Source organism: Hymenobacter actinosclerus, from assembly GCF_900111515.1.
Classification (GTDB): domain Bacteria; phylum Bacteroidota; class Bacteroidia; order Cytophagales; family Hymenobacteraceae; genus Hymenobacter; species Hymenobacter actinosclerus.
Genome location: NZ_FOHS01000001.1, coordinates 1,312,993 through 1,338,335, shown reverse-complemented (window position 1 = coordinate 1,338,335; position 25,343 = coordinate 1,312,993). Strand labels below are relative to the sequence as shown.

General features: G+C 63.2%; 22 protein-coding genes, 1 tRNA gene and 1 other RNA gene. 8 read left to right on the top strand and 16 right to left on the bottom strand.

What is annotated here, in order from left to right:
• The first annotated feature begins 172 nt into the window (after positions 1–172).
• A complete protein-coding gene (locus BMY67_RS05790; RefSeq protein ID WP_092769291.1) occupies positions 173–886 on the top strand; it encodes a M48 family metallopeptidase in 714 nt (237 codons plus the stop codon).
• 214 nt (positions 887–1,100) lie between these two features.
• Here the strand turns inward: BMY67_RS05790 and BMY67_RS05785 are convergent, their stop codons facing one another.
• Positions 1,101–1,907 carry a M48 family metalloprotease gene (locus tag BMY67_RS05785; protein ID WP_092769289.1) on the bottom strand — a complete coding sequence of 269 codons (807 nt, stop codon included), beginning with the start codon at positions 1,905–1,907 and terminating at the stop codon, positions 1,101–1,103.
• A gap of 67 nt (positions 1,908–1,974) precedes the next feature.
• Positions 1,975–3,147: a DegT/DnrJ/EryC1/StrS family aminotransferase gene (locus BMY67_RS05780; protein ID WP_245744901.1), complete on the bottom strand. Its 1,173-nt coding sequence runs from the start codon at positions 3,145–3,147 to the stop codon at positions 1,975–1,977.
• A gap of 181 nt (positions 3,148–3,328) precedes the next feature.
• Here BMY67_RS05780 and BMY67_RS05775 point away from each other — a divergent pair, with 181 nt between their 5' ends.
• On the top strand, positions 3,329–4,279 hold the full coding sequence (locus BMY67_RS05775) for a DUF6565 domain-containing protein (protein WP_092769284.1): 951 nt from the start codon (positions 3,329–3,331) through the stop codon (positions 4,277–4,279).
• A gap of 80 nt (positions 4,280–4,359) precedes the next feature.
• Here BMY67_RS05775 and BMY67_RS05770 read toward each other — a convergent pair whose 3' ends face one another.
• The 5 genes from BMY67_RS05770 to ffs form a co-directional block, all read right to left on the bottom strand.
• Positions 4,360–5,250 (bottom strand): glycosyltransferase family 2 protein, encoded by an 891-nt coding sequence (locus tag BMY67_RS05770; protein ID WP_092769282.1) that lies wholly within the window; start codon positions 5,248–5,250, stop codon positions 4,360–4,362.
• A 120-nt stretch (positions 5,251–5,370) separates the two neighbouring features.
• The gene (locus BMY67_RS05765) at positions 5,371–6,063 is read right to left on the bottom strand and encodes a cell division ATP-binding protein FtsE (RefSeq protein WP_092769280.1); all 693 of its coding nucleotides are present in this window, start codon (positions 6,061–6,063) and stop codon (positions 5,371–5,373) included.
• Between the two features lie 36 nt (positions 6,064–6,099).
• Positions 6,100–6,303, bottom strand: a complete 204-nt coding sequence (locus BMY67_RS05760; protein WP_092737004.1) for a fructose-6-phosphate aldolase — start codon at positions 6,301–6,303, stop codon at positions 6,100–6,102.
• Between the two features lie 93 nt (positions 6,304–6,396).
• Positions 6,397–7,053, bottom strand: coding sequence for a fructose-6-phosphate aldolase (fsa, locus tag BMY67_RS05755; RefSeq protein WP_092769278.1), 657 nt, complete (start codon positions 7,051–7,053; stop codon positions 6,397–6,399).
• A gap of 256 nt (positions 7,054–7,309) precedes the next feature.
• An RNA gene (ffs, locus tag BMY67_RS05750) (signal recognition particle sRNA small type) lies at positions 7,310–7,406 on the bottom strand.
• Between the two features lie 281 nt (positions 7,407–7,687).
• On the opposite strand from ffs, the gene guaA reads away from it, so the two are divergent.
• On the top strand, positions 7,688–9,220 hold the full coding sequence (gene guaA / locus BMY67_RS05745; protein ID WP_092769276.1) for a glutamine-hydrolyzing GMP synthase: 1,533 nt from the start codon (positions 7,688–7,690) through the stop codon (positions 9,218–9,220).
• A 162-nt stretch (positions 9,221–9,382) separates the two neighbouring features.
• On the opposite strand, the gene BMY67_RS05740 is transcribed toward guaA, so the two are convergent.
• Positions 9,383–9,464: transfer RNA gene (locus tag BMY67_RS05740), tRNA-Leu, on the bottom strand.
• Positions 9,465–9,717: 253 nt separating this feature from the next.
• Here BMY67_RS05740 and BMY67_RS05735 point away from each other — a divergent pair.
• Positions 9,718–10,233, top strand: a complete 516-nt coding sequence (locus tag BMY67_RS05735; protein ID WP_092769273.1) for a low affinity iron permease family protein — start codon at positions 9,718–9,720, stop codon at positions 10,231–10,233.
• A 54-nt stretch (positions 10,234–10,287) separates the two neighbouring features.
• Here BMY67_RS05735 and BMY67_RS05730 read toward each other — a convergent pair whose 3' ends face one another.
• A complete protein-coding gene (locus BMY67_RS05730; RefSeq protein ID WP_092769271.1) occupies positions 10,288–10,914 on the bottom strand; it encodes a Dps family protein in 627 nt (208 codons plus the stop codon).
• A 129-nt stretch (positions 10,915–11,043) separates the two neighbouring features.
• Here BMY67_RS05730 and BMY67_RS05725 point away from each other — a divergent pair, with 129 nt between their 5' ends.
• Both BMY67_RS05725 and BMY67_RS05720 read left to right on the top strand, forming a co-directional pair.
• Positions 11,044–11,769 carry a VIT1/CCC1 transporter family protein gene (locus BMY67_RS05725; RefSeq protein ID WP_177189703.1) on the top strand — a complete coding sequence of 242 codons (726 nt, stop codon included), beginning with the start codon at positions 11,044–11,046 and terminating at the stop codon, positions 11,767–11,769.
• A gap of 137 nt (positions 11,770–11,906) precedes the next feature.
• Positions 11,907–12,428, top strand: coding sequence for an MOSC domain-containing protein (locus tag BMY67_RS05720; protein WP_092769268.1), 522 nt, complete (start codon positions 11,907–11,909; stop codon positions 12,426–12,428).
• Between the two features lie 148 nt (positions 12,429–12,576).
• On the opposite strand, the gene BMY67_RS05715 is transcribed toward BMY67_RS05720, so the two are convergent.
• From BMY67_RS05715 to BMY67_RS05700, 4 genes are all read right to left on the bottom strand, one after another.
• On the bottom strand, positions 12,577–13,980 hold the full coding sequence (locus BMY67_RS05715; protein WP_092769636.1) for an RtcB family protein: 1,404 nt from the start codon (positions 13,978–13,980) through the stop codon (positions 12,577–12,579).
• Between the two features lie 1,251 nt (positions 13,981–15,231).
• The gene (locus tag BMY67_RS05710; RefSeq protein WP_092769265.1) at positions 15,232–16,083 is read right to left on the bottom strand and encodes a TIGR02452 family protein; all 852 of its coding nucleotides are present in this window, start codon (positions 16,081–16,083) and stop codon (positions 15,232–15,234) included.
• Between the two features lie 292 nt (positions 16,084–16,375).
• Positions 16,376–17,953, bottom strand: a complete 1,578-nt coding sequence (locus BMY67_RS05705; protein WP_092769263.1) for a TROVE domain-containing protein — start codon at positions 17,951–17,953, stop codon at positions 16,376–16,378.
• A gap of 263 nt (positions 17,954–18,216) precedes the next feature.
• Positions 18,217–19,503, bottom strand: a complete 1,287-nt coding sequence (locus BMY67_RS05700; protein ID WP_092769260.1) for a PcfJ domain-containing protein — start codon at positions 19,501–19,503, stop codon at positions 18,217–18,219.
• Positions 19,504–20,427: 924 nt separating this feature from the next.
• Between BMY67_RS05700 and BMY67_RS05695 the strand changes: the two genes are divergently transcribed.
• Positions 20,428–21,327 carry a histone deacetylase family protein gene (locus tag BMY67_RS05695; protein ID WP_092769257.1) on the top strand — a complete coding sequence of 300 codons (900 nt, stop codon included), beginning with the start codon at positions 20,428–20,430 and terminating at the stop codon, positions 21,325–21,327.
• Between the two features lie 209 nt (positions 21,328–21,536).
• Positions 21,537–22,550: a J domain-containing protein gene (locus BMY67_RS05690; RefSeq protein ID WP_092769255.1), complete on the top strand. Its 1,014-nt coding sequence runs from the start codon at positions 21,537–21,539 to the stop codon at positions 22,548–22,550.
• Positions 22,551–22,558: 8 nt separating this feature from the next.
• On the opposite strand, the gene BMY67_RS05685 is transcribed toward BMY67_RS05690, so the two are convergent.
• The 3 genes from BMY67_RS05685 to BMY67_RS05675 form a co-directional block, all read right to left on the bottom strand.
• The gene (locus tag BMY67_RS05685; RefSeq protein ID WP_092769253.1) at positions 22,559–22,996 is read right to left on the bottom strand and encodes a PepSY-like domain-containing protein; all 438 of its coding nucleotides are present in this window, start codon (positions 22,994–22,996) and stop codon (positions 22,559–22,561) included.
• 181 nt (positions 22,997–23,177) lie between these two features.
• Positions 23,178–24,434, bottom strand: a complete 1,257-nt coding sequence (locus BMY67_RS05680; protein WP_177189702.1) for a sensor histidine kinase — start codon at positions 24,432–24,434, stop codon at positions 23,178–23,180.
• Positions 24,435–24,605: 171 nt separating this feature from the next.
• Positions 24,606–25,283: a response regulator transcription factor gene (locus tag BMY67_RS05675; protein WP_092769249.1), complete on the bottom strand. Its 678-nt coding sequence runs from the start codon at positions 25,281–25,283 to the stop codon at positions 24,606–24,608.
• Positions 25,284–25,343: the final 60 nt, after the last annotated feature.

Genomic DNA, 25,343 nt, shown 5'->3' with positions numbered 1-25,343 from the left:
AGCCGCAAGCTACAAGCTTCGGGCAACACCAGCTTGGTCGCCATGCGGCCGCTGCTCCCCCAGCCGCAAGCTACCAGCTTTGGGCAACACCCCAGCCGATAGCCGGGCGCCCGGGGCATTTGCCGCTTATGTATTGAAGCTTGCTTGTAGCTTGCGGCCTGAAGTTTACTCCATGGAAATTGCCGGTCTTGAAATTGACCTTGTGCGCCAGCGCATGCGCAGCCTGCGCCTGACGGTGTATGCCGGGGGCCGCATCCGGGTGGCGGTGCCGCTGCACACGCCTGCGGCAGCCATCGAAGCCTTTGTGCAGGCCCGCCGGAGCTGGATTGTGCAGCACCAGCAGCGGTTCGCCGCCCGCCAGCCGGCCGCCCCGGCGCCGCGCTACGAAACCGGCGAGACCGTCCCGTTTCTGGGCCAGCCCTACACGCTGGCAGTACACCCCGCCGCCCGCCCCTGGGTGGAGCTGCGGCCCGATACCCAGCAGCTGTGGCTCTACGCGCCCGCCAATAGCACCGCCGCCCAGCGCGAGGCCGTGCTCACGGCCTGGTACCGGCAGCAGCTGAAACAGCGGCTGCCCGAGCTGCTGGCCAAGTGGGAGCCGGTGGTCGGCCGCTCGGCCGCGGCCTGGGGCATCAAGCAGATGCGCACCCGCTGGGGCACCTGCAACATTGGGGCGGCCCGCATCTGGCTGAATCTGGAGCTCATCAAGCGCCCCCTGCCCTGCCTCGAATACGTGCTGGTGCACGAGCTGACCCACCTGCACGAGCGCCTGCACAACGCCCGTTTCTGGGGCCTCATGGACGAGTTTATGCCCGACTGGCGCCTGCACCGCGAAGAACTAAAGCGCGTCCTGCTGGCCCCCACCGCCACCCCCGACGCGGATTGAGCGAGGGAGCAGGGAGTAGGGAGTAGGGAGAAAAAACGTCATTCTGAGCGGAGTCGAAGAATCTCTACCGCTTCGTCTGCACGCGAGACTCTTCCTTCGTCAGCATAACAAGCGCTTTGGCAACGAAGCGGTAGAGATTCTTCGACTCCGCTCACAATGACGTTCTGTTTGCTACGCTCTACCCCCAGTTCCCGTACCGTTTCTCCCTGCCACCTTACAGAATCCGCTTCAGCTCCTGGAAATTTTTGTTGCTCACGGCCTTGCCGGTGCAGCCCAATTGCTGGGCGTTGCGCTGAATGTTCTGGACGCGGGCGCCGGGGTTGGGGTGGGTGCTCAGAAACTCGGGCGCGCGGGCGCCGCCTTCTTTTTCGGCTTTGATGAAGAAGCCGGCGGCCCCGTCGCAGGCGTAGTAGCGGGTGCCGTTGAGGTAGATGGTGGAGTACTTATCGGCCTCGGTTTCGTAAGTGCGGCTGAACTTGAGCTGGCCCAGGCCGGAGGCAATCTGCACGAGCTGGCTGTTGGCGCGGTTGCCCAGCAGCAGGCCCAGCAACATGCTGGTGCCATACTGTTTCTGCATGGTCTGGGTGCTGTGGCGGCGGTCGGCGTGGGCAATTTCGTGGCCCAGCACCCCGGCCAGCTCGTTCTCGTTGTCGAGGTATTTAATCAGCCCCGAAAACACGTAAATGTGGCCGCCGGGCGTGGCAAAGGCGTTCTGGGTCTGGTCGTCCTTGATGATCTGCACATCCCAGGGAAACTCCTTGCGGTACTTGAGCTGGCCATTATCGAGCACGCGCTTCACCACGCCATCGAGCAGCTGGTAGGCGCGGGCGTTGCCGCTGCGGCTCAGCAGCTGGCCCTTGGCCCGGTAGAGCGAGTCGGTCTGGCGGGCCACCTGGGCACCCAGCTCGATATCCTGCTGCACCGAGAAAATGTTGAAACCCTGCGCGGGCTTGTTGATGGCGGCCGTGGTAAGCGCCGCAACGCCGGCCAGGGGCAGAAAAACAGTCAGAAAAGAGCGCATGTGCGGAAGTAGCTGGAGTAAGAAAAGCGGAACGGTAGCGCCGGAAAGAAAAAACCGGGCCAAGCCGCTAGTGCAGGCCTGCCAGCCCCGTCCGCACCTGCTCCGCCACGTAGGCCACCTGCGCATCGGTAAGGGTTGGGTGGATGGGTAGCGAGAGTACCGAGCGGCACAGGCGCTCGGCCACCGGAAACTGCCCCGCCCGGTAGCCCAGGTACTCGTAGGCCGGCTGCAAGTGGTTGGGCAGCGGGTAGTACACGGCCGTGGGTACGCCCCGGGCCGTCAGAAACTGCTGTAGCGCGTCGCGGTGGCCCGGCCTATCGGCTAGGGTAATGGTGTACTGATGAAAAACGTGGGAGCTGCGTGGGTCGCGGGCCGGCACCGAAAGGCCCGGCAGGCCGCCGAGCAGTGCATCGTAGCGGGCGGCCACGCGCTGGCGGGCAGCCGTCCAGGCGGGCAGGTGGGGCAGCTTCACGCGCAGTAAAGTGGCTTGCAGGGTGTCGAGGCGGGAGTTGAGGCCCACGTGCTGATGGTGGTACTTGCGGGTCTGACCGTGGTTGGCCAGCTGGCGCAGGTACTCGGCCCGCGTGGCGTCGCGCGTGAACAGGGCGCCCCCGTCGCCGAAACCGCCCAGATTTTTGCTCGGGAAGAACGAAGTCGTGCCCACCTCCCCCACCGTGCCAGCCACCCAGCGGACCCCGTTTTCGGCCTGAAACGTAGCCCCAATGGCCTGAGCATTATCCTCGATTAGGGCCACGTCATGCTGGTCGGCCAGCTGGCGCAGGGCCACAAGGTCGGCGCACTGCCCGAACAGGTGCACGGCCACGATGGCGCCGGTGCGGGGCGTGAGGGCGGCGGCCACGGCCTCGGGGTCGAGGTTGAAGGTACCGGGCCGTACATCGGCCGGCACGGGGCGCAGGCCCAGCACGGCCGCAGCTTCCAGGGTGGCCACGTAAGTGAAGGCCGGCACAATTACCTCGGCTCCGGCGGGCAGGTTCAGGCTCATCAGGGCCAGTTGCAGCGCGTCGGTGCCGTTGGCGCAGGTGATTACGTGGGGCCCGCCCAGATACTGGCCCAGTTCGGCGGCAAACTGCCCCACGGCCGGCCCCTGAATAAAGGCAGCCTCGTGCAGGCAGGTGGCCGCGGCGGCCGTTAGCTGGGCCTGCAACGGGGCATGCTGGGCCGCTAAATCGAGCAGCTGAATGGGAGCCGGCGGCGTAGCGGGCTGGGGCAAAACGGACACGGGCAAAAGCAGAAATGATAAGCGGAGGCCCAAAGATACGCTCCCCCCGCACGGGACAGCAGCAGAAAATGCATGCGCCGGGCCACTGCAACCGCAGGCCAGAAAGCTGCGTTAAGCACCCAAGGCTTCTGCCCGTTCTGCTCTCTCCAGCAACTCCCTTTCCTCATTAAACACCAACCTTATGCTTCGCAAAACCCTCACCATTCCCGTTCTGTCGGCGCTGCTGCTAACGGGTGCCCTGTTCACGCAAACCAGCTGCAACAACGCCCAGCAGTCCGAAATGGCCGCCGACAAAGACCAGGCCTACAACGACTTCCAGACCTTTGTATCGGACACGGAGGCGAAAGCCGACGCGGCTGCTAACGAAACCGAAGACGATTACAATCGGGCTACGGCTCAGATGAAGTCCGATTTCGACAGCAAAGTAGCGGCCGTAGATAAGTACGCCGACCAGTACGACGACACCCGTCGCCAGGAAATCGAGCAGCTTCGCAACCGCTACACCACCGCCTACGACAAGCGCGAGGCCGCCTGGACCAACCGCTCGGGCTCAGCCTCAACGGGCGAGATGAAGCTGGGCAAATACTACAAGCCCAGCTCGCCGGCCAGCCGCGTAACGGCGGCCAACGCCCGCCAGACCTACGAGGACTTCGTAAACGAGGTGAAGCGCAACGAGAACAACTACGATATCGACGACTGGCGCAACATCAACGCGGAGTGGCGCGCACTGGACGAAGCCTACGACAAGGTGAAAGGGGATATTCCGGTTAAGGACCTGGCCGAAATTCAGAAGGAAAAACTGAAGTACGCCGCCTTCAAATCGGCCGATAAAGCCGGTATCCGGGGCGGCCAGGCCGTTGACGCCGTAACCGGTGAGGCCAAGGACGTGGCCAACGACACCCGGGATGAGCGTTCGGCCGTGGGCCGCGCCGCCGACAATACGGTGCAGGACGTAGAGCAGGCCGGCAAAGACGTAGGTCAGGCCGGTAAAAAAGTAGGCCAGGGCGCCGCCGAAGTAGGCAAAGACATCGGCCAGGGTGCCGCTAAAGTTGGCAAGAAGGTAGGCGGGGCCGTTAGCGGGGCCTTCAAAGACGTAAAGCAGGAAGTCAAAGGCGAAGACAAGAAGAACTAGCCAGCGACGCATCCAGGCACAAAAGAGGCCGGCCCTTCTTCGGAAGAGCCGGCCTCTTTTGTGCCTGGATGCGTCGCTGTTTACCGCAGCTCATTTAGCAGCCAGTAGAGCTTTAGGGCATCGAGTTGGCGCAGGCTGGGGCGGGTTGAGAGCAGGTTGCGCTGCACCTGGGCCTGGCGCAGGCGAAAGGTAGTGCGCACGGCTTCGCTCAGGCCCCAGCGTTGCAGGCGCAACGCGGCCCGCAGCAGGCGGGTATCGGCCCCCAGCCCTTCGGCGCGGTAAAGCTGCACGAGGTTGCGCACGGCGTCGTGGGTTTTCTGCAGAAATACCGGGGCCGCTTCCAGCCCGTCGTGCAGCACGGGATTGTCGAGGTGCTGCACCGCTACGGCGGCGCGGCGCAGCAGCCAGCCGAACTTGGTGTCTTCGTGGCCGTAGCGGGTCAGGCTTTCATCCAGGCCCAGCTCCCGGAAAATACTGGTTTGCACGAGCAGGTTGTTGAGCGTGAGCTGGCCGTGCGGGGCCTGCTGGCGCACGGCGGCCGGGCGGGCTTCGCGCCGGCAGCCGTACAGCCAGCGCAGGTGCAGGGCATCGTCGGAAGGCGGCCGGGACTCGTAGGTGGTGCCGCCGGCCAGTACGGGGGCCAGCTGGCGGCCGGCCCGGTAGCGGGCCAGAAACTGGTGGTCGGGCAGGCGGCTATCGTTGTCGAGCAGCAGCAGCCAGGCGTAGCGGGCGGCGGCGGCCAGCTGGTTGCGAATGGCGGCCCGGCCCACGTTGTGCGCCAGCTCGGCATACACCACGCCGGGCAGCCCGGCCAGTTCGCGGTTCAGAACCCGGAACGCTTCCTGCGAGCCGTCGTCGAGGCAGCGGATTTCGACGGGGCCCTGCCAATCGGGTGCCTGCGCCAGCAGCGCGCGCACCAGCGGCCGCACGTCGTTGTTAAACACCGGAATCAGCACGGAAAGCCCGATCATGCGCAGTGGGTGGGAGCTGGCGGGGTGAAATGGAGCGGCCCACAAACCGGCCGCCTACTCTTAGAGGCCCCGGCAGGCCGATTGGTTGCAGCGGCGGCTGGCTTTTGGCGCCAAGCGGCCCTAACTCAGCACGAAGGGCGTAACGGCCGAGTCGATCAGCTGGCCCTGCTCGCACTTGAGCACCCGGTGCGGGTACTGCTCGATGAGCTGGTAGTTGTGGGTGGCCATGAGCACGGCCGTGCCGGCGTTGTTGATTTCCACGAACAGCTTCATAATGCTGTCCGACACATCGGGGTCGAGGTTGCCGGTGGGTTCGTCGGCCAGCAGCAGCAAGGGCTCGTTGAGCAGGGCGCGGGCAATGACCACCCGCTGCTGCTCGCCACCCGAAAGCTGGTGGGGCATTTTGCCGGCCACGCTGGCCAGCCCTACCCGCATCAGCACTTCGGAAATGCGCTGCTGCTTGCGGGCCTTGCCCTTCCAGCCGGTAGCGTTCAGCACGAACAGCAGGTTGTCGGCCACCGAGCGGTCGAAAAGTAGTTGAAAATCCTGGAAGATGATGCCCAGCTTGCGCCGCAAATAGGGCACTTTGTCGTTGCTACTGGCCTCCCGCGGCAGCGCGAAGCCCACCACCGAGCCGGTGCCGGCGGGCAGCGGCAGATCGGCGTACAGCGTTTTCAACAGGGAGCTTTTGCCCGAGCCCGTGCGGCCCACCAGGTAGGCAAACTCGCCCTTTTCCAGCGCAAACGTCACCTTTTGCAGTACCGTGTTCACATCCTGCATTATGTAGGCGTCGTGCAGCTCAATAACGGTCATGGGGTGGGAGTTGACGGCGAACCCGCCTGATAAATCCTAGATTTCCAGCTTTTGCAGCCGGCCGAATTCGAGGCCGCTGATAACGCCGGCCAGCTCGGTTTCCTTGCCTTCGAGGCCGTAGCGGTGCAGGTCCTTCAGCGGCCGGTCGGCCCGGAAGTAGGCAATGAGCACGAAGTCCTGGTCCCGCAGCTGAATGTAGTCCGGAATTTTGGCCTTGCCCTTTACTTTGATGATGTACACGGCTGAGGGAATTATGAATTATGAATTATGAATTATGAATTTTACCTCCCCGGCTCCATTCACAATTCATAATTCATAATTCAGCATTCATAATTAACTGTTCACCTTCTGGTGGTCGGCCAGGAACGTGGCCAGGCCTTTGTCGGTGAGCGGGTGGTTGAGCAGGCCCATGATAACGTTCAGCGGGCAGGTAACCACGTCGGCGCCCAGCTCGGCGCACTGAATCAGGTGGGGCACGTGGCGCACCGAGGCGGCCAGTACCTGGGTGGGGTAGCCGTAGTTGCTGAAGATGTCCACAATCTGCTGCACCAGTTGCAGGCCGTCGTGGCCGATATCATCCAAACGGCCCACGAAGGGCGACACGTAGGTGGCGCCGGCCTTGGCGGCCAGCAGGGCCTGCCCGGCCGAGAAAATAAGGGTGCAGTTGGTTTTGATGCCCTTATCAGAGAAGTAGCGGATGGCTTTTACGCCTTCCTTGATCATGGGCACTTTTACCACGATGTTGGGGTGCAGCTCGGCCAGGGCCTCGCCCTCGCGGATAATACCTTCGTAGTCAGTGGCAATTACCTCAGCCGACACGTCGCCATCCACGATTTCGCAGATTTGCTTGTAGTGGCTCATCACGCCATCGGTGCCTTTGATGCCCTCTTTGGCCATCAGCGAGGGGTTGGTGGTCACCCCATCAAGTACGCCCAACTCTACGGCTTCCTGAATTTCCTGGAGGTTGGCGGTGTCAAGAAAAAACTTCATCAGATCACGGATTAGCACGGATTTTAACGGATTTCACGGATTTTGCAGGCGATTCGCCTACGGTCCGCTACACGTCCGGCGCTGGCAACGGCCGGCGGCGCAAAGTACGCAAAAACAAAAAGGCGGCCCAAATAGGCCGCCTTTTCTGTTTTCTCCGAGCTTCTTAAAAGCTATATACTCAGATCAGCAACGAACGGGTCGGGCCGGCTACAAAATCCGTGCAATCCGTTGAAATCCGTGCTACTCCGTGATCCAAAAAAAAGCGAGCCAAAATCGCACCGCTCAACCACCTACCCTTGCTACCTTCCGGTCCTGGGGGAATTCAGCAGGAGCTGGTCGTTCTGACTCGCCACGACAAAGGTAGGCACAGTTTCGCTGAGTTCTTCGCGCCCCGCCGGAATTTCCCTCCGCGGGCGGCTATGGGCAAGGTAATCAGGGGCTTTTTTTGTTGCAGCGGGTTTTCAGCCGCCTGCTGCGGGCCCGATAGCGCTGTTTTTAGCGTCTCAATGAGTCGCGGAGTAGCCTCATCAGCGGATGGCTGGCGGCGGTGGCCCAGCCGGCAGACCCGGGGCGGGCGCCGAAAAAAAGGACGGGCCAGTGCGGCGGGTCTGGCAGCGGGGCGCTACTTTTGTCTATGCCTGAACAAATTCTCATCCTCGATTTCGGTTCGCAATACACCCAGCTCATTGCCCGGCGCATTAGGGAGCTGAATGTTTACTGCGAAATTCACCCGTTTACGCACGCCCCGGACCTCACTGAGGATATCCGGGGCGTGGTGCTTTCGGGCTCGCCCTGCTCGGTGCGCGACGCCGATTCGCCCAACCCCGACCTGAGCGCCTACCTGGGCCAGGTGCCGGTGCTGGGCGTGTGCTACGGCGCCCAGCTGCTGGCCCACCAGCAGGGCGGCGAGGTACTGCCGGCCACCATCCGCGAGTATGGCCGCGCCCGCCTCACCCACATCAACCAGCACCACCCACTGCTGCACGGCCTGGCGCCCGGCTCGCAGGTCTGGATGTCGCACGGCGACACCATTAAGGAGCTGCCCGCCGGTTTCCTGGCCATTGCCGGCACGCCCGACGTGGCCGTGGCGGCCTATGAAATCGAGGGCCAGCAGACCTACGGCATCCAGTTCCACCCCGAGGTAACGCACTCCACCGACGGCAAGCAGCTGATGCGCAACTTCGTGGTGGACGTGTGCGGCTGCGCCCAGGACTGGACGCCCGAGCACTTCGTGGACAGCATGGTGGCCACGCTGCAAAGCACCATCGGCGAGCAGGACCAGGTGATTCTCGGCCTTTCGGGCGGGGTCGATTCGAGCGTGGCGGCGCTGCTGCTGCACCGCGCCATCGGCTCGCGGCTGCACGGCATTTTCGTGAACAACGGGCTGCTGCGCAAGGATGAGTACGAAGACGTGCTGCACTCCTACAAAGACCTGGGCCTGAACGTGCGCGGCGTGGATGCCAGCGCCGAGTTCTACGCGGCCCTCGAAGGCCTCACCGACCCCGAGCAGAAGCGCAAGGCCATCGGCCGCACCTTCATCGAGGTATTCGACCAGGAGGCGCAAAAGGTGCAGGGGGCCCGCTGGCTGGCCCAGGGCACGATTTACCCCGATGTGATTGAGTCGGTGTCGGTGAATGGGCCGGCCGTGACCATTAAGAGCCACCACAACGTAGGCGGCCTGCCCGAGAAGATGAACCTCAAAATTGTGGAGCCGTTGCGGGCTTTGTTCAAAGATGAGGTGCGCGAGGTGGGCGCGGCCCTGGGGCTGCCGGGTCACATTCTGCATCGCCACCCCTTCCCCGGCCCCGGCCTGGGCATCCGCATTCTGGGCGACATCACGCCCCACAAAGTAGACCTGCTCCAGCGCGCCGACGCCATCTTCATCAACGGCCTCAAGGAGCACAACCTCTACGACCACGTATGGCAGGCCGGCGTGATGCTGCTACCCATCCAGAGCGTGGGCGTAATGGGCGACGAGCGCACCTACGAGCAGGTAGTGGCCCTGCGCGCCGTAACCAGCGTGGATGGCATGACGGCCGACTGGGCCCACCTGCCCTACGAGTTCCTGGCCGAGGTCAGCAACCGCATCATCAACCAGGTGCGCGGCATCAACCGCGTCGTCTACGACATCAGCTCGAAGCCGCCGGCTACGATTGAGTGGGAATAAGGCAGACCAGTAACGAGGGGGAGTTGCTACTCGGGTAGTTCTGGCGGCGCAGACAGCCTAACCGGAATCACCTGACTAGCAACTCCCCTTTTAGTGCCTTATCAACTACTACAAACAAAAAATCCGCTCCGGCCAAAGCCAGAGCGGATTTTTAGGTAAGAGTGCGCGCGGGGAGATTCGAACTCCCACACCCGAAGGCACCACCCCCTCAAGATGGCGTGTCTACCAGTTTCACCACGTGCGCAGTTGTTGGCAAGCACTCTTGTTTTGCTCAGAAGCCAGGGCCTCCGGATTCACTGAGGCGGCGAATCGATGACAAAAGTAGGGGGTCCGAAGTCAGGGTGCAAGCGCGGGCCGGGTTTTTCCGTCAGAAAGTGGGGCGCGGTGGCGGTTAGGGCTCATTGTCAGGGGCAAAATTTTCATTTCGCATTCATTTAATACCGCTATATTTAATAAACGCCCACTCCGGCTGCCCTCCCCCACCCTTTTCCTGTCGTATGCAGCCACCAGCTTCCGCAACGCCAACGGGCACAACGCGCTTCTTTGCCCGGTTCGCCGCCAAGGTTACCGCGTGGTCGGGCAGCACGGCGGCGTTCTGCCTGGCCCTGACTACGGTGCTGGTATGGGCCGCCACGGGGCCGCTGTTCCACTACTCCGAAACCTGGCAGCTGGTCATCAACACCAGCACCACCATTATCACCTTTCTGATGGTGTTTCTCATTCAGCGGGCCCAGAATAAAGACTCGCTGGTGCTGCACCTCAAGCTCAACGAGCTGCTGGCGGCCCAGCAGGGTGCCAGCAACCGCCTCATCAATGCCCAGGATTTTTCGGAGGAAGAAATCAACATGCTGCATAACTACTTCTGCCTGCTGGCCGAAAAAGCCCGCCAGGACCACGACCTGGGCCAGACACACTCGGTGGAAGAAGCCGAAGAAAACCACCTGAAAAAACGCCGCCGCCACCGCCGCCGCCACCACCCGACGCCGGCGGTGGCACCAACGAGCGGGGCATAAAAAAAGCTTCTTCCCGCAGCGGGAAGAAGCTTTTTTTCACTTGGTCAACTGAAACTACTCGGCGTTAACCAGCGGGGTGTCTACTACGTGCTCCGAAACGAACCACACTTGCAGCTCGTTGGTGCGCATTACGTCGCTCACTACCACGTCGTTGGTGCCGTCATCGCCGGCGTCATCGGCCTCTTTGGCGTACGTGTGGCAGTTTTTGAGGATAATCTGGTGGGCTTCGAGCAGGCGCGACACCTGCACGGGCGCCTCCTCCCGGTCTTTGGGCGGGCGCGGAATGGTGGTCAGCTCGGCCACATCGTGGGCCATGGCAATGGCTACTCCGCCCAGAATCTGGATGCGCTCGGCAATGGTATCGACCAGGGCGCTCTGCTCCTCGTAGTGCTTGTCGAACAGCAGGTGCAGCTGATAAAACGTGGGGCCTACTACCTGCCAGTGGTGCTTTTTGTAAAGGTCGCGCAGTGTCATCGTGTCGGCCAGCAGCTGGTTGAGGCTGGTTACGCTCTGCTGGCGGGTTTTTTCGTCGAGGCCGATGGGCAGACGCTGCGATACGGTGCCGTATTTCTGGAGGGGCTTGGGGGCGTCGAACTGCTGGTTCATAACGGGCTGCACGCTGGCGGCCTGGGTGGTGCCTTTCGGGTTTTTGGCGGGTGCCGAACTGTTGGATTTAGCCATGATAAGGAGTCGGGGAAAATCAGAAAATAAAGCCGGCGGAAAACCCGTCCGGTTGGCTTAGCATACGTAGGAAGGGAGCATAGGTTAGTCGATATCCTCCCGTTTAACTGCCTTCCAGCTCATTTTTCCATGGCGCATCCGCACGCACACCCGCACACCGAAAACCACCTGACCAGCTCGGCCGTGCTCCAGGATATTGTTATCGGCCTGTCCGACGGCCTGACGGTGCCCTTTGCGCTGGCTGCCGGCCTGAGCGGGGCCGTCGCGTCGTCGGGCCTCGTGATTACGGCGGGCCTGGCCGAAATCGTGGCCGGCTCGATTGCCATGGGCCTGGGCGGCTACCTGGCCGGGCGCACCGAGGTAGAGCACTACGAGGCCGAGCTGAAGCGCGAGTACGACGAGGTGGCCCGCGTCCCCGAAACCGAGCGGGCCGAAGTAGACGAGCTGCTGGCCGAAATTGGGTTGTCGGAAGCCACCCGGGTGCTGGCCGTGCGCGAGCTGACGGCCGACCCCGACCAGTGGGTGCGCTTCATGATGAAATACGAACTGGGTCTCGAAAAGCCCGACCCGCGCCAGGCCCCCAAAAGCGCCTTCACCATTGCCGGCGCCTACGTGGTAGGGGGCCTGATTCCGCTGAGCGCCTACTTCGTTACAGCCACGCCCGCCGAGGGCCTGCTGTGGTCGGCGCTGATTACACTGGTGTGCCTGCTGGTATTCGGCTACTTTCGCAGCCGCCTTACCGGCCAGCCGCCCGTAATGGGGGCGCTCAAAATGGCTGGCGTGGGCTCCCTGGCCGCCGGCGCCGCCTATCTAGTAGCGAAGCTGATTGCGAGCGGCGGGCACTTTGGAATTTAGCAGCTATTAAAATCGTCTGTCATCCTGCATTTGCGAAGGACCTATAGAGAAGCTACCTACTGATGCTGGCTTCTGGATAGATCCTTCGCAAGCGCAGGATGACAGACGATTTACTAAATCAATCAAACTCCCCCCAAATGCCTGTTCCTTTCTTCGGCGACGATAAATCGACCATTGCCAAGCTCCTGGGCACCCTACCCCAGCAGGGCCGCATCGAGTGGATTGGCCTGCGCCCGAAACGCCGCGAAGCCGTGCAGGTGGTAGCCGAGGCCGAAGCCGAAACCGACCGTCACCTACTCGGCGACCATGCCCGCCCCCGCCCCGGTGGCAAGCGGCAAATCACGCTGCTCCAGCACGAGCACCTCGCGGCCGTGGCGGGTTATCTGGGGCTCGCCGAACCCCTCGACCCGGCCCGCCTGCGCCGCAACCTGGTAGTAAGCGGCCTGAACCTGCTGGCCCTCAAAAACCGGCAAATCCACCTCGGCGACGAGGTGATTCTGGAAATAACCGGCGAGTGCCACCCCTGCTCGCGCATGGAAGAAGAGTTGGGACCCGGCGGCTACAACGCCATGCGCGGCCACGGCGGCCTCACCGCCCGCATCATCCAGGGCGGGTTGATTCGGGTGGGCGACGCAGTTTCGGTAGTGAGTAGTGAGTAGTGGCGCACGAAAGCGCTTGTCATCCTGAGCGGAGCGAAGGACCCTGCCATGCTAAAACGAGTCGTTATTACGGCCGTTCAAACGTGCTAAGGTTCTTCGCTCCGCTCAGGATGACAAACGCTTTCGCTCATCTTTAACCATTTCACCCCTACCCGCCCCCTTCCATCCGCACGATGCGCGGGGTGAAGGAGCCCAGCACGTCTACCAGCTCGGTCTGGCTGGCCATTACCTGGCGGATATCCTTGTAGGCCTGGGGGGCTTCGTCGAGGCCGCCGCCGAGCAGTTCCACCTGGTGCTGTTGCAGGTAGCGGCGCAGGTCGGCTTCACCCAGTTCGGCTTTGGCGCGGGTGCGCGACATGGCCCGGCCGGCCCCGTGCGAGGCCGAGCTGAGCGACGAGGCTTCGCCCCGCCCCCGCACGATGTAGCCGGGGGCCGTCATCGAGCCGGGAATGATGCCCAGTACGCCCGCGCCGGCCGGGGTAGCGCCCTTGCGGTGCACGATTACCTCGCGGCCGTCGGCCAGGCGCTCTTTCCAGGCAAAGTTGTGGTGGTTTTCCACTTTCGCCAGGGGCTTTTCGCCGAGGGCCCGGGCCAGCCGGTGATGAATCTGGTGGTGGCAGGCCGAAGCATAGTCGCCGGCCAGGTTCATGGCGGCCCAGTACTCCTGGCCGGCTTCAGAATCGAGGCTTAGCCAGGCGAGGTATTGGGCCTCGGCGGGCAACTGGCACACGTCGCGGGCCAGTTTGGTGTAGTGGTTGGCCACGGCCGCGCCCAGGCCCCGCGAGCCGGAGTGCGAGAGCAGCCCCAGGTACTGGCCCACGGGCACGCCCATTTCGTTGGTCGGGTCGGTGATATCGACCACGCCCCACTCCACGAAGTGGTTGCCGCCGCCCGAGGAGCCGATTTGCAAAGCGGCCGTGTCGAGCTTGTTGTGCAGAAACGGAATGTCGCGGAAGGCGGCGCGGCTGAGCACTTCGTGGTCGAGGTGCTGGCCGTGGCGGAAGATTTCGCGCCCGCCGAAGCGGGTGTTATCCAGCAGCAGCTTGCGCAGCTCCCGCACCCGCTGCTCCAGGTGTTTGGGGGGCAGCGGAAACACCGACAGCGCCATCCGGCAGCCGATATCCACGCCCACGGCGTAGGGAATTACGGCGTTATCAGTAGCCAGCACCCCGCCGATGGGCAGGCCGTAGCCGTGGTGGGCATCGGGCATGAGGGCTCCGGCGACCGTAACGGGCAGTTTCATGGCCGTTTCCATTTGATGGATTGCGCCCGGCTCGATGTGCTCGGCCCCGAAAACGGCGTAGTCCTTGCGCTCGGCGAGGGCAATGTGGCGGCTGGGGGCCGGCAGCAGCGCGGCGGCCGTGTGGCTCCAGTCGAGGTGGGTGAGAAAATCAGCCGGGCTGGCGAGCAGGGCGCGCAGCAATTCCAGCTGGTTGGTTTGGGAGAGTTTCCTGAGGTGCTTGCGCTGGAGCTGAGCCAGCGCCAGGCCAATGGCCCGACCTTCCGGGAAGCCCAGTTGGCGAAGGTCGTTGCCGCGTAGTTGTGAAGCCATGATGGGTCGTTTTTCGTTGTTTGTTTTTCGTTTTTCGGCTTTGGAAGCCGGGCTATTCTTAGCCGTCAGCGCGATGTAGCGACGCAACCCTTTGCGTCTCGTCGTTGCTGATGTTGTGTGAATTGTTCTGTTTGTTTTGTTCTGTGTCAGCCGTTCAACGACGAGACGCAAAGGGTTGCGTCTCTACATCCTGTTCAGCAACCTGAAAATTGCTGTAACTGCAACGGGCCGGGCAACAAGCGCCACGCCGAGGGGTGCGTCTACCAATTTCGCCACCGCCAGCCGAAGCCAGCGGGCCGGATTCGAACCGGCATTTCCTCGTGGGGAAACGAAGTATGGCGCGGCTACGGCACCGGCCCGTTTTAGTCAGCAGACTATATTAATAAGGAAAAGAAGGCAATAACAGGTCGCTTCAAAAGGCGCTTTTAACCACTCAGCCACCGGCCGCATGCGCTAAACCGGACAGGATTCGAACCTGCGGATTTCTACTGAAACCAATTCACGAAGTATAGCCGACCAACGGCACTTCTTTTCCAATGACATTTTCCGCCCGAATGGGGCAACGGGCACCGGGCCACTAGTCCTGCTCTAGCCACTGAGCTACGGCGGCCCCCGAAGCGGCTACCGGCGGGATTCGAACCCGCGACCTGGGCATTAAAAAGTGCGAAGTAAGGCCCGGTTACGGCACCCACTCCAGCGGAAAAACAACGGCCGGGGCAACAGGCGGGCAGCGGCCGGCCCGAAGGCCGTTCTGCTCTACCTGGCTGAGCTACGCGGCCGAAGCCACGGCCCGAATCGAACGGGCGACCCGAAGTAACGCGACCCTACGGCACCCGACCATTTTTTTGAGCTGTTAGCTGAGAGCTATTAGCGGTTAGCTTTCTTCTGTTTAAGATTTGAATGGCAAGAATGATTGACGAGCTGAATTTGCAGCAGCACGTCGGGAAATGTGTTTCCCAAAGGCGGGGTAACGGGCGGCTGGCGGCATCACCGCGGCCCGGAAGCCGCAGCGGGGATTCGAACCCTAACCCGAACCGAAATCCGGGCTTCAACCAAGCGAAGGAACGCCAGCCTACAACACCCGCTTTTTCAGGGAGTGGCAGTTGAGTTGGAACGGCGGGCCACTACGAAGCGTAGCGGCCGGGGCCGTTGCGGTCGGTGGCCGCCTTTTTAGATGTGAGACCTGAGATTATGAGACCTGAGATTGTGAGACATGAGAAGTGAGATGGAGGGAGCGGTTCTGCTTTATAGTCAGGAAGCCATCAGGGGTGCCAATTCCTGCTCGAAGGCCTTGAGCGTGTTGTGGGGCGGTTTGGGGTCGTAGATGGCGAAGTCGAGGCGGCGGAAACGGGTGCGGATGGCGGGGTCGGCCAGGGTTTCGGCGAAGATTCGGGCCACCTGGGCCGGGTCGTTGGCGAATACGCCGCAGCCCCAGGCCCCGAGCACCAGCGCCTCGATGCCGTGGCGGGCGGCAACGGCCAGCACCAGCCGCAGGCGGTGGCGCATAACCGGCTCCAGCTGCGGCAGCAAATCGGGCGAGTTGCGGCGCAGGGCCCCGGCATTTACGGCCGGAGCCGTGATGAAGTCGACCAGCTGCGGCTGGGGCCGCCAGTCGCCGGCGTCGGTGCGCAGAATGGGCACCGCGGGCGAGTACCCGAGGTAGTCGCTGTAGAGGCCGGTGCTGCCGGGCCGGCGGTTGTGGGCATACATTTCGGGGCACCGCATAAGGCACGGGTAGAGCCCCGAGGAGCGCGCCAAACTTTCTTCCTGCGCCTGACTGCCCCGCAGAAACCCGCCGCCGGGGTTGCGGGCCGACGCAAAGTTGAGGCAGCCCACCCGGTCGAATTCGCCCTTTAACTGGGCCACGGCTTCGAGCGTAGTAGCCTGGTACACCCGCACCTCGGCGGGGCCTGCGGTGGTGGGCGTTTGCAGTTGGGCCAGCAGCTCCGCGCCTTCCTCGGGGCGGTAGAGGCGGGTGCCGGTTTCGGCCGCACGTTGCAGCTCGTTGATGTGGATGGTTGCGCCCGTGGGCGACTGGTAAAACCCCTGTTGCAGGGCTTCCAGCGTGGTGGCCGCAATGTGGCGGCGGGGTCCTTGACTCATTCTGGAGAGAATTTAATAGGTGGAATATTCGGGCCGTAACCCAGGAGTGGCACCGCTTTTCTGGTGTCCAAAGCCACTCCCGGGGCCGCTTTTTGCTCTGAATGTGGCACGGACTTCAGTCCGTAGCCCGCTGGTGTGGTGCAGTTTGATTGGGCCGCTGTGAAGTTTGGGTGTAGAGACGCGACCCATCGCGTCTCAGCGTTGAACGGCACCAGTGAACATAACCGGGACAACGGGTCCGTTCAACGCCGAGACGCGATGGGTCGCGTCTCTACAGTCCTTGCCATAGCCACTACAGCTCGATTCGTTCGATTTCCGTCAAAGCTGAGCCGCCGTTTTCCAGCGCCGTTAGCACGTCGAAAATCTTGTCCGACCAGCCGGCAATCAGGTAGGCCCCGTGCTCGGGGTGCACCTGCACGGGCGTGGTGCCGTGGCCGGCCAAGTCGAAGAGGTAGAGGCGGGCCTGGGGGGCCACCGTGCGGCGGTACTCGGCCCACTCCTGGGCCAGGCTGTTGCCGCTACCGGCGTGGCTGTTCCAGAGCTGGCAGTCGGTGAAAACCATCAGCTTGTCTACTACTTCCCGGCGCTGGCGCAGCTCGCGCACCACCAGGTAGCCGTTGGTGCTGTAGCCCACTTCGCCGGCGCGGCGGTAAAGCTCCTGCACGTTGCGCAGCACGGCGGTACCGGGCAGCGTTACGCGCTTCCAGGTGTCGCCGAACAGGCCGGTTACTACGTGGCGGCAGCGGCTTTGCAGCAGCATGCCCAGCACCAGGCCCACGTCGTAGAGCAGCACTTTGCTGCGCAGCGAAACGGGCTGCTGCATGGAGCCCGACACGTCGCAGGCCACTACCACCCGGGTTTCGGGGCCGAAACCGGGCAGGTTGGCGGCGCTGTGGGCCAGGGCGGTTTCCAGGGCGTCGAGCACGGCCGGCACGGGGTCGGCGGGGCGCAGGCCCAGGGTGGCCAGGGCTTTGGTGAGCACCCCGTTTTCCAGCAGCTTTACCTCGCGGTAGGCGGCCAGAAAGCGGAAGGGCAGCTGCCGGCTGCGGACCACCTGCCGGGCGTCGGCGAGGGTGGCGCACACCTGGGCCAGGGCGTCGGCGGGCACTGCGGCTTCGAGGATGTTGCGCAGGTTGCGCAGCAGGACCATGTAGCCAAGTTTGCCGCTGCCGATGAGTTCGGTCCAGCGCTGACGGAAGGCGGCGGCCCGGTCGGCCGGCGTGGCGAAAGCCTGCTGCCCCAGCGCCGAAAGCGCGGTTTCCCAGGTGTAGGGCGTGGGCAGGGTGCCGGCCGTGAGCTGGTCGAACAGCGCCTGATGAGCCGCGTCGCGCGGGCGGGGGTGCACCAGAAACAGCGCGTCGCGCAGGCGCACGGCCCCGGCCCGGTCGTACTTGGCCAGCTGGTAGCCATCGAACTTGTGGAAGGCCAGCGCCAGCCCTTTTTGCAGCTGCTTGGAGAGGCGGCCCAGGGTTTTGGGGCCGGTGCGGCCGTTGGCGGCGGCGTAATAGGCCAGCAGTTCCGTCAGCTCGTCGGGCCGCTGCACGATGCGCGCCACCAAGCGGCTCACCAGGCCCGTACCGCGGTGCACGCGGGCCAGCTCCACGGCCAATACCAGCGGCACGGAGCGCAGGTGCAGCTTTTCGCGGGCGTACACCGCCAGCCGGGCCACCAGCAAGGGGTCGGCCTGGCCGATGAGCTGGCGCAACCGGGCGAGGCGGGCACCGGCGGTTTCGTAGAACTGGTTGCTGAGGCCGGCCGTGGCCACGGCGGCGTACAGCTCCAGGGCGGGCGTAAGGACGTAGGCAGGCGCTCCTTCGTGGTTGAGCACCGTGGCCGCCGCGTCGGAGCGGGAAGGTTGGTTGAAGCGCATGGGTTTTGAGAAGCTAAGGGTTAGAAGCTGGGATGCTGATGGAGTAAAGATTGTGTCATGCTGAGCGAAGGCGGAGCCGTAGTCGAAGCATCTCTTCTGCGTTGTTGCAGCCGACAGGATTAGCATTGCGGTAGAGATGCTTCGACTACGGCTGCGCCTTCGCTCAGCATGACGTTCTCACTTCTCACCGGCAACCAGCAACCGGCAACCGGCAACCGGCAACTGACAACTGGCAACTGGCAACTGGCAACCGGCAACTGATACTAGGTATTGGCAGAAAAGCTGAGGCCGGCGGCGGTAGCCCACTGGTGTAGCCAGTCCTGCTCCCGCTCGGTGGCCCGACGGTTTTCCCGGCCCCGTATCTGCACGATTTGCCGGTTGGCCAGCACCTCCACCGTGAGGGTGCGGGCACCGTGGACACTCAGCGAAAAGATGCCGCAGCGCCCTTTCAGACAAGAGTACACGTACGACGACACGCAGTGCTTCTGGGCGCTGCCTTCTTCGAGCAGCTGAGCGTAGTTGAGCAGCTGCCTGATGCGCACCCCCTCGGCCCCGCCCAGTTCGAACCCCGTTATCGGGAGCCCAACCCAGGCTGAGCTTAGGGCCAGGTTGCAGCCCCAGTAGGTGCGGGCGCGGTGGGTGCGCTGGTGCCAGCTGGTGGCCTGGCGCAGCACCGAGGCCATTTGCCGGCCCTTCAGCGAGAAGCCGGGCTGGGGCAGCTCCCCATCCACGCCCACCGTCCGGCACTGCTCAATCCACTCGCACACCGGCTCGAACTGCCAGGGGTCGGTCATGGGCGCATCGCGGAAAAAGGCCGCCACCGTCAGCCAGGAGGCATCGTCGGGCACCAGCTCCTGCCCGAGCCGGCTTTTAAGCACGGGGTCGAGCAGCGGCAGGGCCCGCGCGTTGGCCAGCTGGGCGTAGCGCAAGGCCTGCACGAACGTATACTCGTAGGGGGCCTGCCGCATTTCGTGCTCCAGGCGGCGGGTAAGCGCTACCGGCAGCCCCCGAAAGGCCCGTAGCGCCTGGCCGCTACCCAGGTGCACCGTCAGGCGGGCCATGCCCACTTGCTGGGTGAGCTGCCCGGTGGCCCAGGCCTCAATCACCCAGCCCGGCACGTCGCCGTACTCGTCGAACAGGTAGTGCACCAGGTCGTAGAGCTGCCGGTAAGCGTTGCGGCGCTGGGGTTTCCAGGCGCTTAGCTCGCGGCGGCGGGCGGCGTAGTGCTGGCAGATAGCCGCCACGGCCGGCAGCAGCGGCAGGCAGGTAAGTACCTCGGTGCGGGTGGCCGCCAGGTCGCGCAGGGCCGTTTTGGCTACCTGCCGCTTGGCTTTGTTGCGGCCGTGCAGGCACAGAAAGTACAGCTGGGCAACGGGGCTGCCCGGCTCCAGGCAGGTGTGCACTTTGGCCACGCTGCTACAGGAGCAGATGAATTCAATTTGGCGGGCAACCGACCATTTGCGCCCAACCAGGCAGCGGTTTTGCAGCGCGGCTACGGCCTGTTGGGTGGCCAGGGCTTTAGCCGTAAGGTGTTTTGTACGATTGGCCATTGAGAGGCACCATTCCGGCACGGAACGGCGGTTGAATTGCGTAAGCCGCGGAAGCAGCCGTGGGCAGTTAAAAACATGTTGCTGGAGAAAAAAGGGCACACTCCGCCGGCCTGCTTATTGAAAGCATTTTATTTAATCAAACCAATAAACTCGCGGTAATTAACAGGCAATATTCTCCCTTATTCGTATTTTTCACACGAATTATTTTCAAGGAAAAAGAGCAGTAACTACGCGCTCCGGAGCGCCCGATAAGCGGGCTGACTAACGGAAGCGTTTGGTCCGATGCGAATCGGATGGGCCGGCGAGGGCCAGGCTGGCGGGTTGCCCCAGGTAGGAAGCAAGGGGCCGCGGCCGGGTTCTGAAGGATGAGAGCGGGAACATAAGCGTAAGCTATTGAGCAGGATGGGATAAAACGAAAAACGCCCGAATCTGGCAGGATTCGGGCGTTTGCAATAACAAAGGATAGCTCGGGTAGAGCCTCATCTGCGAGCTGGCGCGCCGAACCCCGGCTGAATCTTCCGATTCAGTGAGCTGAGCATTGGCTGACGTTTGTTGAGGTGGCGGCGCATGGCTTGTGAGGCGTATTGGTTCGGGGCAGTTGTTGCTTTCGAACGGGACAAAGATAGCGGGGTTAATTTCTGAAAAACAAGTAACAGCAAAAATATTTTTAATTATTTTATTATTTGTATTCATTCCAAAGCAAAGATTTCCATTGCAGCACTTAATTAAGCGGTTTTGCAGCTCGTGTATAAATGCATCTTTGCCTCGAAAACCGTAACTACCGTTACGCAACTACCGCCCGCCGCTGGCACCACTTCAACGATACTCGTTCAACGGCGTTAACGGCGGGCGGGGGCAAGCTCCGCCCCTACGGCGGGCGGTAGCAGACCGTTATAGCCTTTTAAAACCACCCCGCCCCAACTCATGCACCTCGCCGCTTCCGACCGCTACACGCTGCCCCTGCCCGCCGGCCACCGCTTCCCGATTGCCAAGTACGGCCTGATTCGGGAGCAGCTGCTGTGGCAGGGCGTAGCCGCCGAAGCCGATTTCTACGACCCGGGCCTTTGCTCGGAGGAGGACGTCTTGCGCGTGCATTCAACTGAGTACTGGCACAAAATCCGCGACCAGCAGCTGAGCGCCGCCGAAGTGCGCCGGCTGGGCCTGCCGCAAAGCCCGGAGCTGACGCGCCGCTCATTGAGCAGCTCGGCCGGCACGCTGGCCTCGGCGCAGTGGGCCCTGCGCGAGGGGGTGGCCCTGAACCTGGCCGGGGGCACCCACCATGCCTTCCGCGACCGGGGCGAGGGGTTTTGCGTGCTCAACGATATTGCCATTGCCGCCGCCCACCTGCTCCACCACGGCCGGGCCCGGCAGGTGCTGATTGTGGACCTCGACGTACACCAGGGCGACGGCACGGCCAGCATTTTCCAGCACGAGCCGCGGGTGTTCACCTTCTCCATGCACGCCGGGGCCAATTACCCGCTCCGCAAGGAACAATCGGACCTCGACGTGGCCCTGGACCTGGGCACCGGCGACGCGGAGTATCTGCGGGTGCTGGCCGCCACGCTGCCCCAACTGCTGGCCGAGGTGCGACCCGATTTCGTGTTTTACCTGGCCGGCGTTGATGTGCTGGCCACTGACAAGCTGGGCAAGCTGGCCCTCTCCCCCACCGGCTGCCGCCAGCGCGACGAGTACGTGCTGGGCCTCTGCTACCAGCACCAGTTGCCCGTAGCCGTGAGCATGGGCGGCGGCTACTCCGAGCGCCTCGCCGACATCGTGGACGCCCACTGCAACACGTTTCGGGTGGCGTATGAGCTGTGGGGTTGAGGCGAAGGAGTGACTTGGTGAATGAGTGAATCCAATTGGCATGCTGAGCATGTGGCGCTTTGAGCAAGCATGAAGGACCTATACAGAGGCTTACAGTTGATGTTAGCTTCTCAATAGGTCCTTCATCCTTGCTCAAAGCGCCACATGCCCAGGATGACAGTACCGATGACAGTACCTTTACGCTCATTCACCGAGTTACTCCTTCACCTATGCACCTGCATAACCCTTACACCGACCTGCCCGCTGCCAACTCGCTCCCCACGCCGGTGCCAGCCGAAGCGCCGGGCACGCCGGCCCAGCAGGCCTTTGCCGAGGCGGTGGCGCGGGTAGAAGGGCTGCGGCAGCGGCTGCGGGAGTTGAAAGTGGAACAGGCCGAAGCGCGCCGCCGCTACTGGCAGCAGGTAGGCCCCGCCGCCGAAACGGTGGTGCAGGCCCGCCAGGCTTTGTTTGCGCCCCTGGAAGAAGCCCTGCTGCTGGGTTACTTCAGCCGCCTGGAGGAGCAGCAGATTACGGCCCTGCTGCTGGGCAACGCCCGCACCTTGCAGGATCGGTTTGGCGAAGACGCGGCCGAGATGCTGCGCAAATATGCCCCGCGGCGCCGTCCGGACGAGGACGATGAGCAGCAGGCCCCCGAAATGGCCGCGCCGGAACCCTCGGCGGCCGCCCAGGCCCCGCACGAGCGGGCCGCCGAGGCCGCCCAGGCCCGGCGCAAAACCAAGCAGCAGCGCACCGAGGAAGCCGCTGCCCAGGCCGCCCGGGCCCAGCAGCAGGCGCTACTGGCCAACACCAAAACCCTCTACCGCCAGCTGGCCCGCGCCCATCATCCCGACCTGAGCCGCGACGAAAGCACCCACAATCATCGCACCCAGCTCATGCAGCGCATCACGGAGGCCTACGAAGCCAACGACCTCTACACGCTGCTCCAGCTGCTGGCCGAAACCGCCCCCGCCAATCAAACCGACGACACCCTGCTGGCCCGCTACACCCAGGCGCTGCTGCAACAACAGGTCGAGCTGAAGCAGCAGTTGCAGGCGCTGCAATACGGCGAAAACGGCTTCAGCGGCACCACGGGCAAGAAACGCGAGCAGGAAATCCGCCAACTTAAGCGCCACCTGAAAGCGGAGGCCGAGTACCTGGCCCGGGTGCTGCAAATGATGCAGGACCCCGCCGGCCTGCGCCAGCTGCTGCGCGAGCTGGCCACCGAGGGGCACGACACGGTGTAGGCCCCCCCTTACTTTTTCACCTCCCGGCCTTCGGCATCGAAGAGCAAGTCCACCTCTTTGCCGCCCTGCTCGATTTCAGCTTCGTAGGTAACGGTGCCGGTGCCGGCGGCCACTATTTTGGCGGCTTCCTTGATTTTTACGCCTTTATACTGGCGGGCCAGCGTGGCCTGCACCCCGGCGGGCAGCTGGCTCACCTGGATTTCCGTCTCGGTTTCCACCAGCGTGCCGGCGGCGCTCAGCAGGGCCGACATTTCCTGTTTTCCCTGCTCGAAGCCGGCTTCGTAGTGGCTGCCTTCTTTTTCCCACTTTACCTCCTTGGCCTGGGGAAATTTCTGGTTGAAGCCGGCTACCACGGCGGCGGGTACTTGAGCGGCTTTTAGTTTCTGAGCCGAGGCCGAGCCGGTTAGCAGCAGCGCGGCGGCGAGCAATCCAAAGGGAAGCTTCATACGGGTAGGGGTTGAGGTTGATTTCGCTCAAACTTAGGGCCCGAATCTGTTGGTTTTCTGGTTGATTGTTCGGCCGGCGCCGAGCATGATGTAGAGACGCATAATTGCGCCTCGTCGTTGAACGACGTAGGCGCGGCCGACGAGACGCAATTATGCGTCTCGTCGGCCGCCCAATAGTTGCTCAAAACGCCACCCGCAACGTGTGAACGGATTCAGCCGCCTCAAAAATATAACTCACCCGAAAGCCATAATAGCGGCCGATTTGCTGCACGATGGACAAACCCAGACCGGGCGAGGCGGAGGCGGCATCGTGCTTCTGGAACCGCTCGAAAAACCGGGCCGGGTCGCCGCTGACGGGCGGGCCGGGGTTGCTGATTTCGAGGGCTTCGGAACTCAGGCGCACCGCCACGAAGCCACCGGACCGGTTGTGCTTGATGGCGTTCTGGAGCAGGTTGTGCACCAGCGAATCGGCCAGGCCGGGGTGCAGGCGCAGGCCGGTGGGCTCGGCATCGAGGTGCAGGTGTAGGGTGAGGTCGCGGGCTTCGAGCAGGGGCTGGAGCTGCTCGGCTTTGTCGCGCAGCAGCTGGGCCAGCGAAAGCGGGGCGGGCGGAGCCGCAAACTGCCGGTTTTCAATCTTGCTGAGCAGTGTGAGGGCCTGGTGCAGGCGCGAGAGGCGCCGCGTGGCCTGGTAAAGTTCGGTGACAAGGCCGGCCAGCTGCGGGTTCTCCATTTCGGGGAGTTGCAGCAGTTGCTCCAGCTGGGCCTGCATGATGGCCAGCGGCGTCTGGGTTTCGTGGGCGGCGTTGGCCGTGAATTCGCGTACGGCCTCGTAGTCGGCCACCAGGCGGCGGGTGAAACGGGTGATGACCTCGTTGAGCTCGGCAAACTCGTCGGTGCTCACGGGCGCAAATTCCAGCACCCGGTGCTCCTGCACGCCGTAGTGGCGCAGGGCCGCCAGCGTAGTCCGGAACGGGGCCCAGAGGTGGTGGGCGAGCCAGCGGTTGAGCAGCAGCACGCTCAGCAGCAGCACCGCCAGCACCGTCAGCAGCACCGTGAGCACCACGCCCAGCACGTCCTCGGTTTCTACCAGCGACTTGCGCAGCGTCACCCAGGCCGCACGGCCCTGCACCGGCAGCCGGAACGTAAGCTGCCGGTGGGGCACCATTTCGCCCTCTACCGGGTCGAGCAGCAGCGTATCGCGGTAGCCCAGCGGCTGGGGGCGCGGGCTCACGCTCAGCTGGTACTCGAAGGGCGTGGCGGGCAGCGCGGCCCCGGTGGCCGCCCGGCGCTCCAGGTGCAGCCGGGCGTTGCCGAGCTGCTCTTCCACTTCTTGGCGCAGGGCGGCGTAAAAACCATAGTACAGCCCCACGCCCGCCAGCGCAAACAGCGCCGTCGTCAGCACCAGATAATAGCGGTTGGTTTTGGTGAGCAGCTTCATGTTTTTTTGAGCTGTTAGCTGATGGCTGTTAGCTTGGTGCTGGAACGTCATTCTGAGCGGAGCGAAGAATCTCGCTTGAATCGGTGGACGGTTCTCGTGCAACATAAGCACGCGAGATTCTTCGCTCTGCTCAGAATGACGTTCCAGCACCAAGCTAACAGCTCAAAAAAGCTATTCCATACTCAGCTTATACCCCACGCCGTACATGGTGCGGATGTAGTTGTCGGCGCCTTTTTCCTGGAGCTTTTTGCGCAGGTTTTTCAGGTGGGTGTAGATGAAATCGAACGAGTCGGCGGCGTCGACGGCGTCGCCGCAGAGGTGCTCGGCAATGGCTTCCTTGGTGAGTACGCGGTTGGGGTTGGCCAGCAGGAAGAGCAGCAAATCGTACTCTTTGCGGGTGAGCGTGAGGGGTTGCTCGCGCACGAACACCTCGGCCTGCTCGGGCCACACCAGCAGGTCGCGGAAGGCAATGTGGTGGTGGCCCTGGAACTGCCGGCGCCGGATGATGGCCCGCAGCCGCGAGTTCAGCTCGGCCAGATGGAAGGGCTTGGTCAGGTAGTCATCGGCGCCGAGGTCGAGGCCGGTAAGGCGGTCGTCGAGGGCGGCGCGGGCCGAGATGATGAGCACACCCGACCGCGAGCCATCGGCCTTGAGGGTGCGTAGGATGTCGAGGCCGTTGCCGTCGGGCAGCGTCAAATCCAGCACCACGCAGTCGTAGTCGTAGAGCTTGATTTTTTCCCGGGCCTGCTCGAAGGAGCCGGCCACCTCGCATACGTAGCCGCTCTGGCGCAGGTACTCGACCAGCGTATTGCGCAGCGCTGGTTCATCTTCAATGAGGAGCAGTTTCATAGGGCAAGCCAGCAGCGTCCGCTATGGCGCGGGCGCTGCCGGCGAAGGAACAGTGCAAAT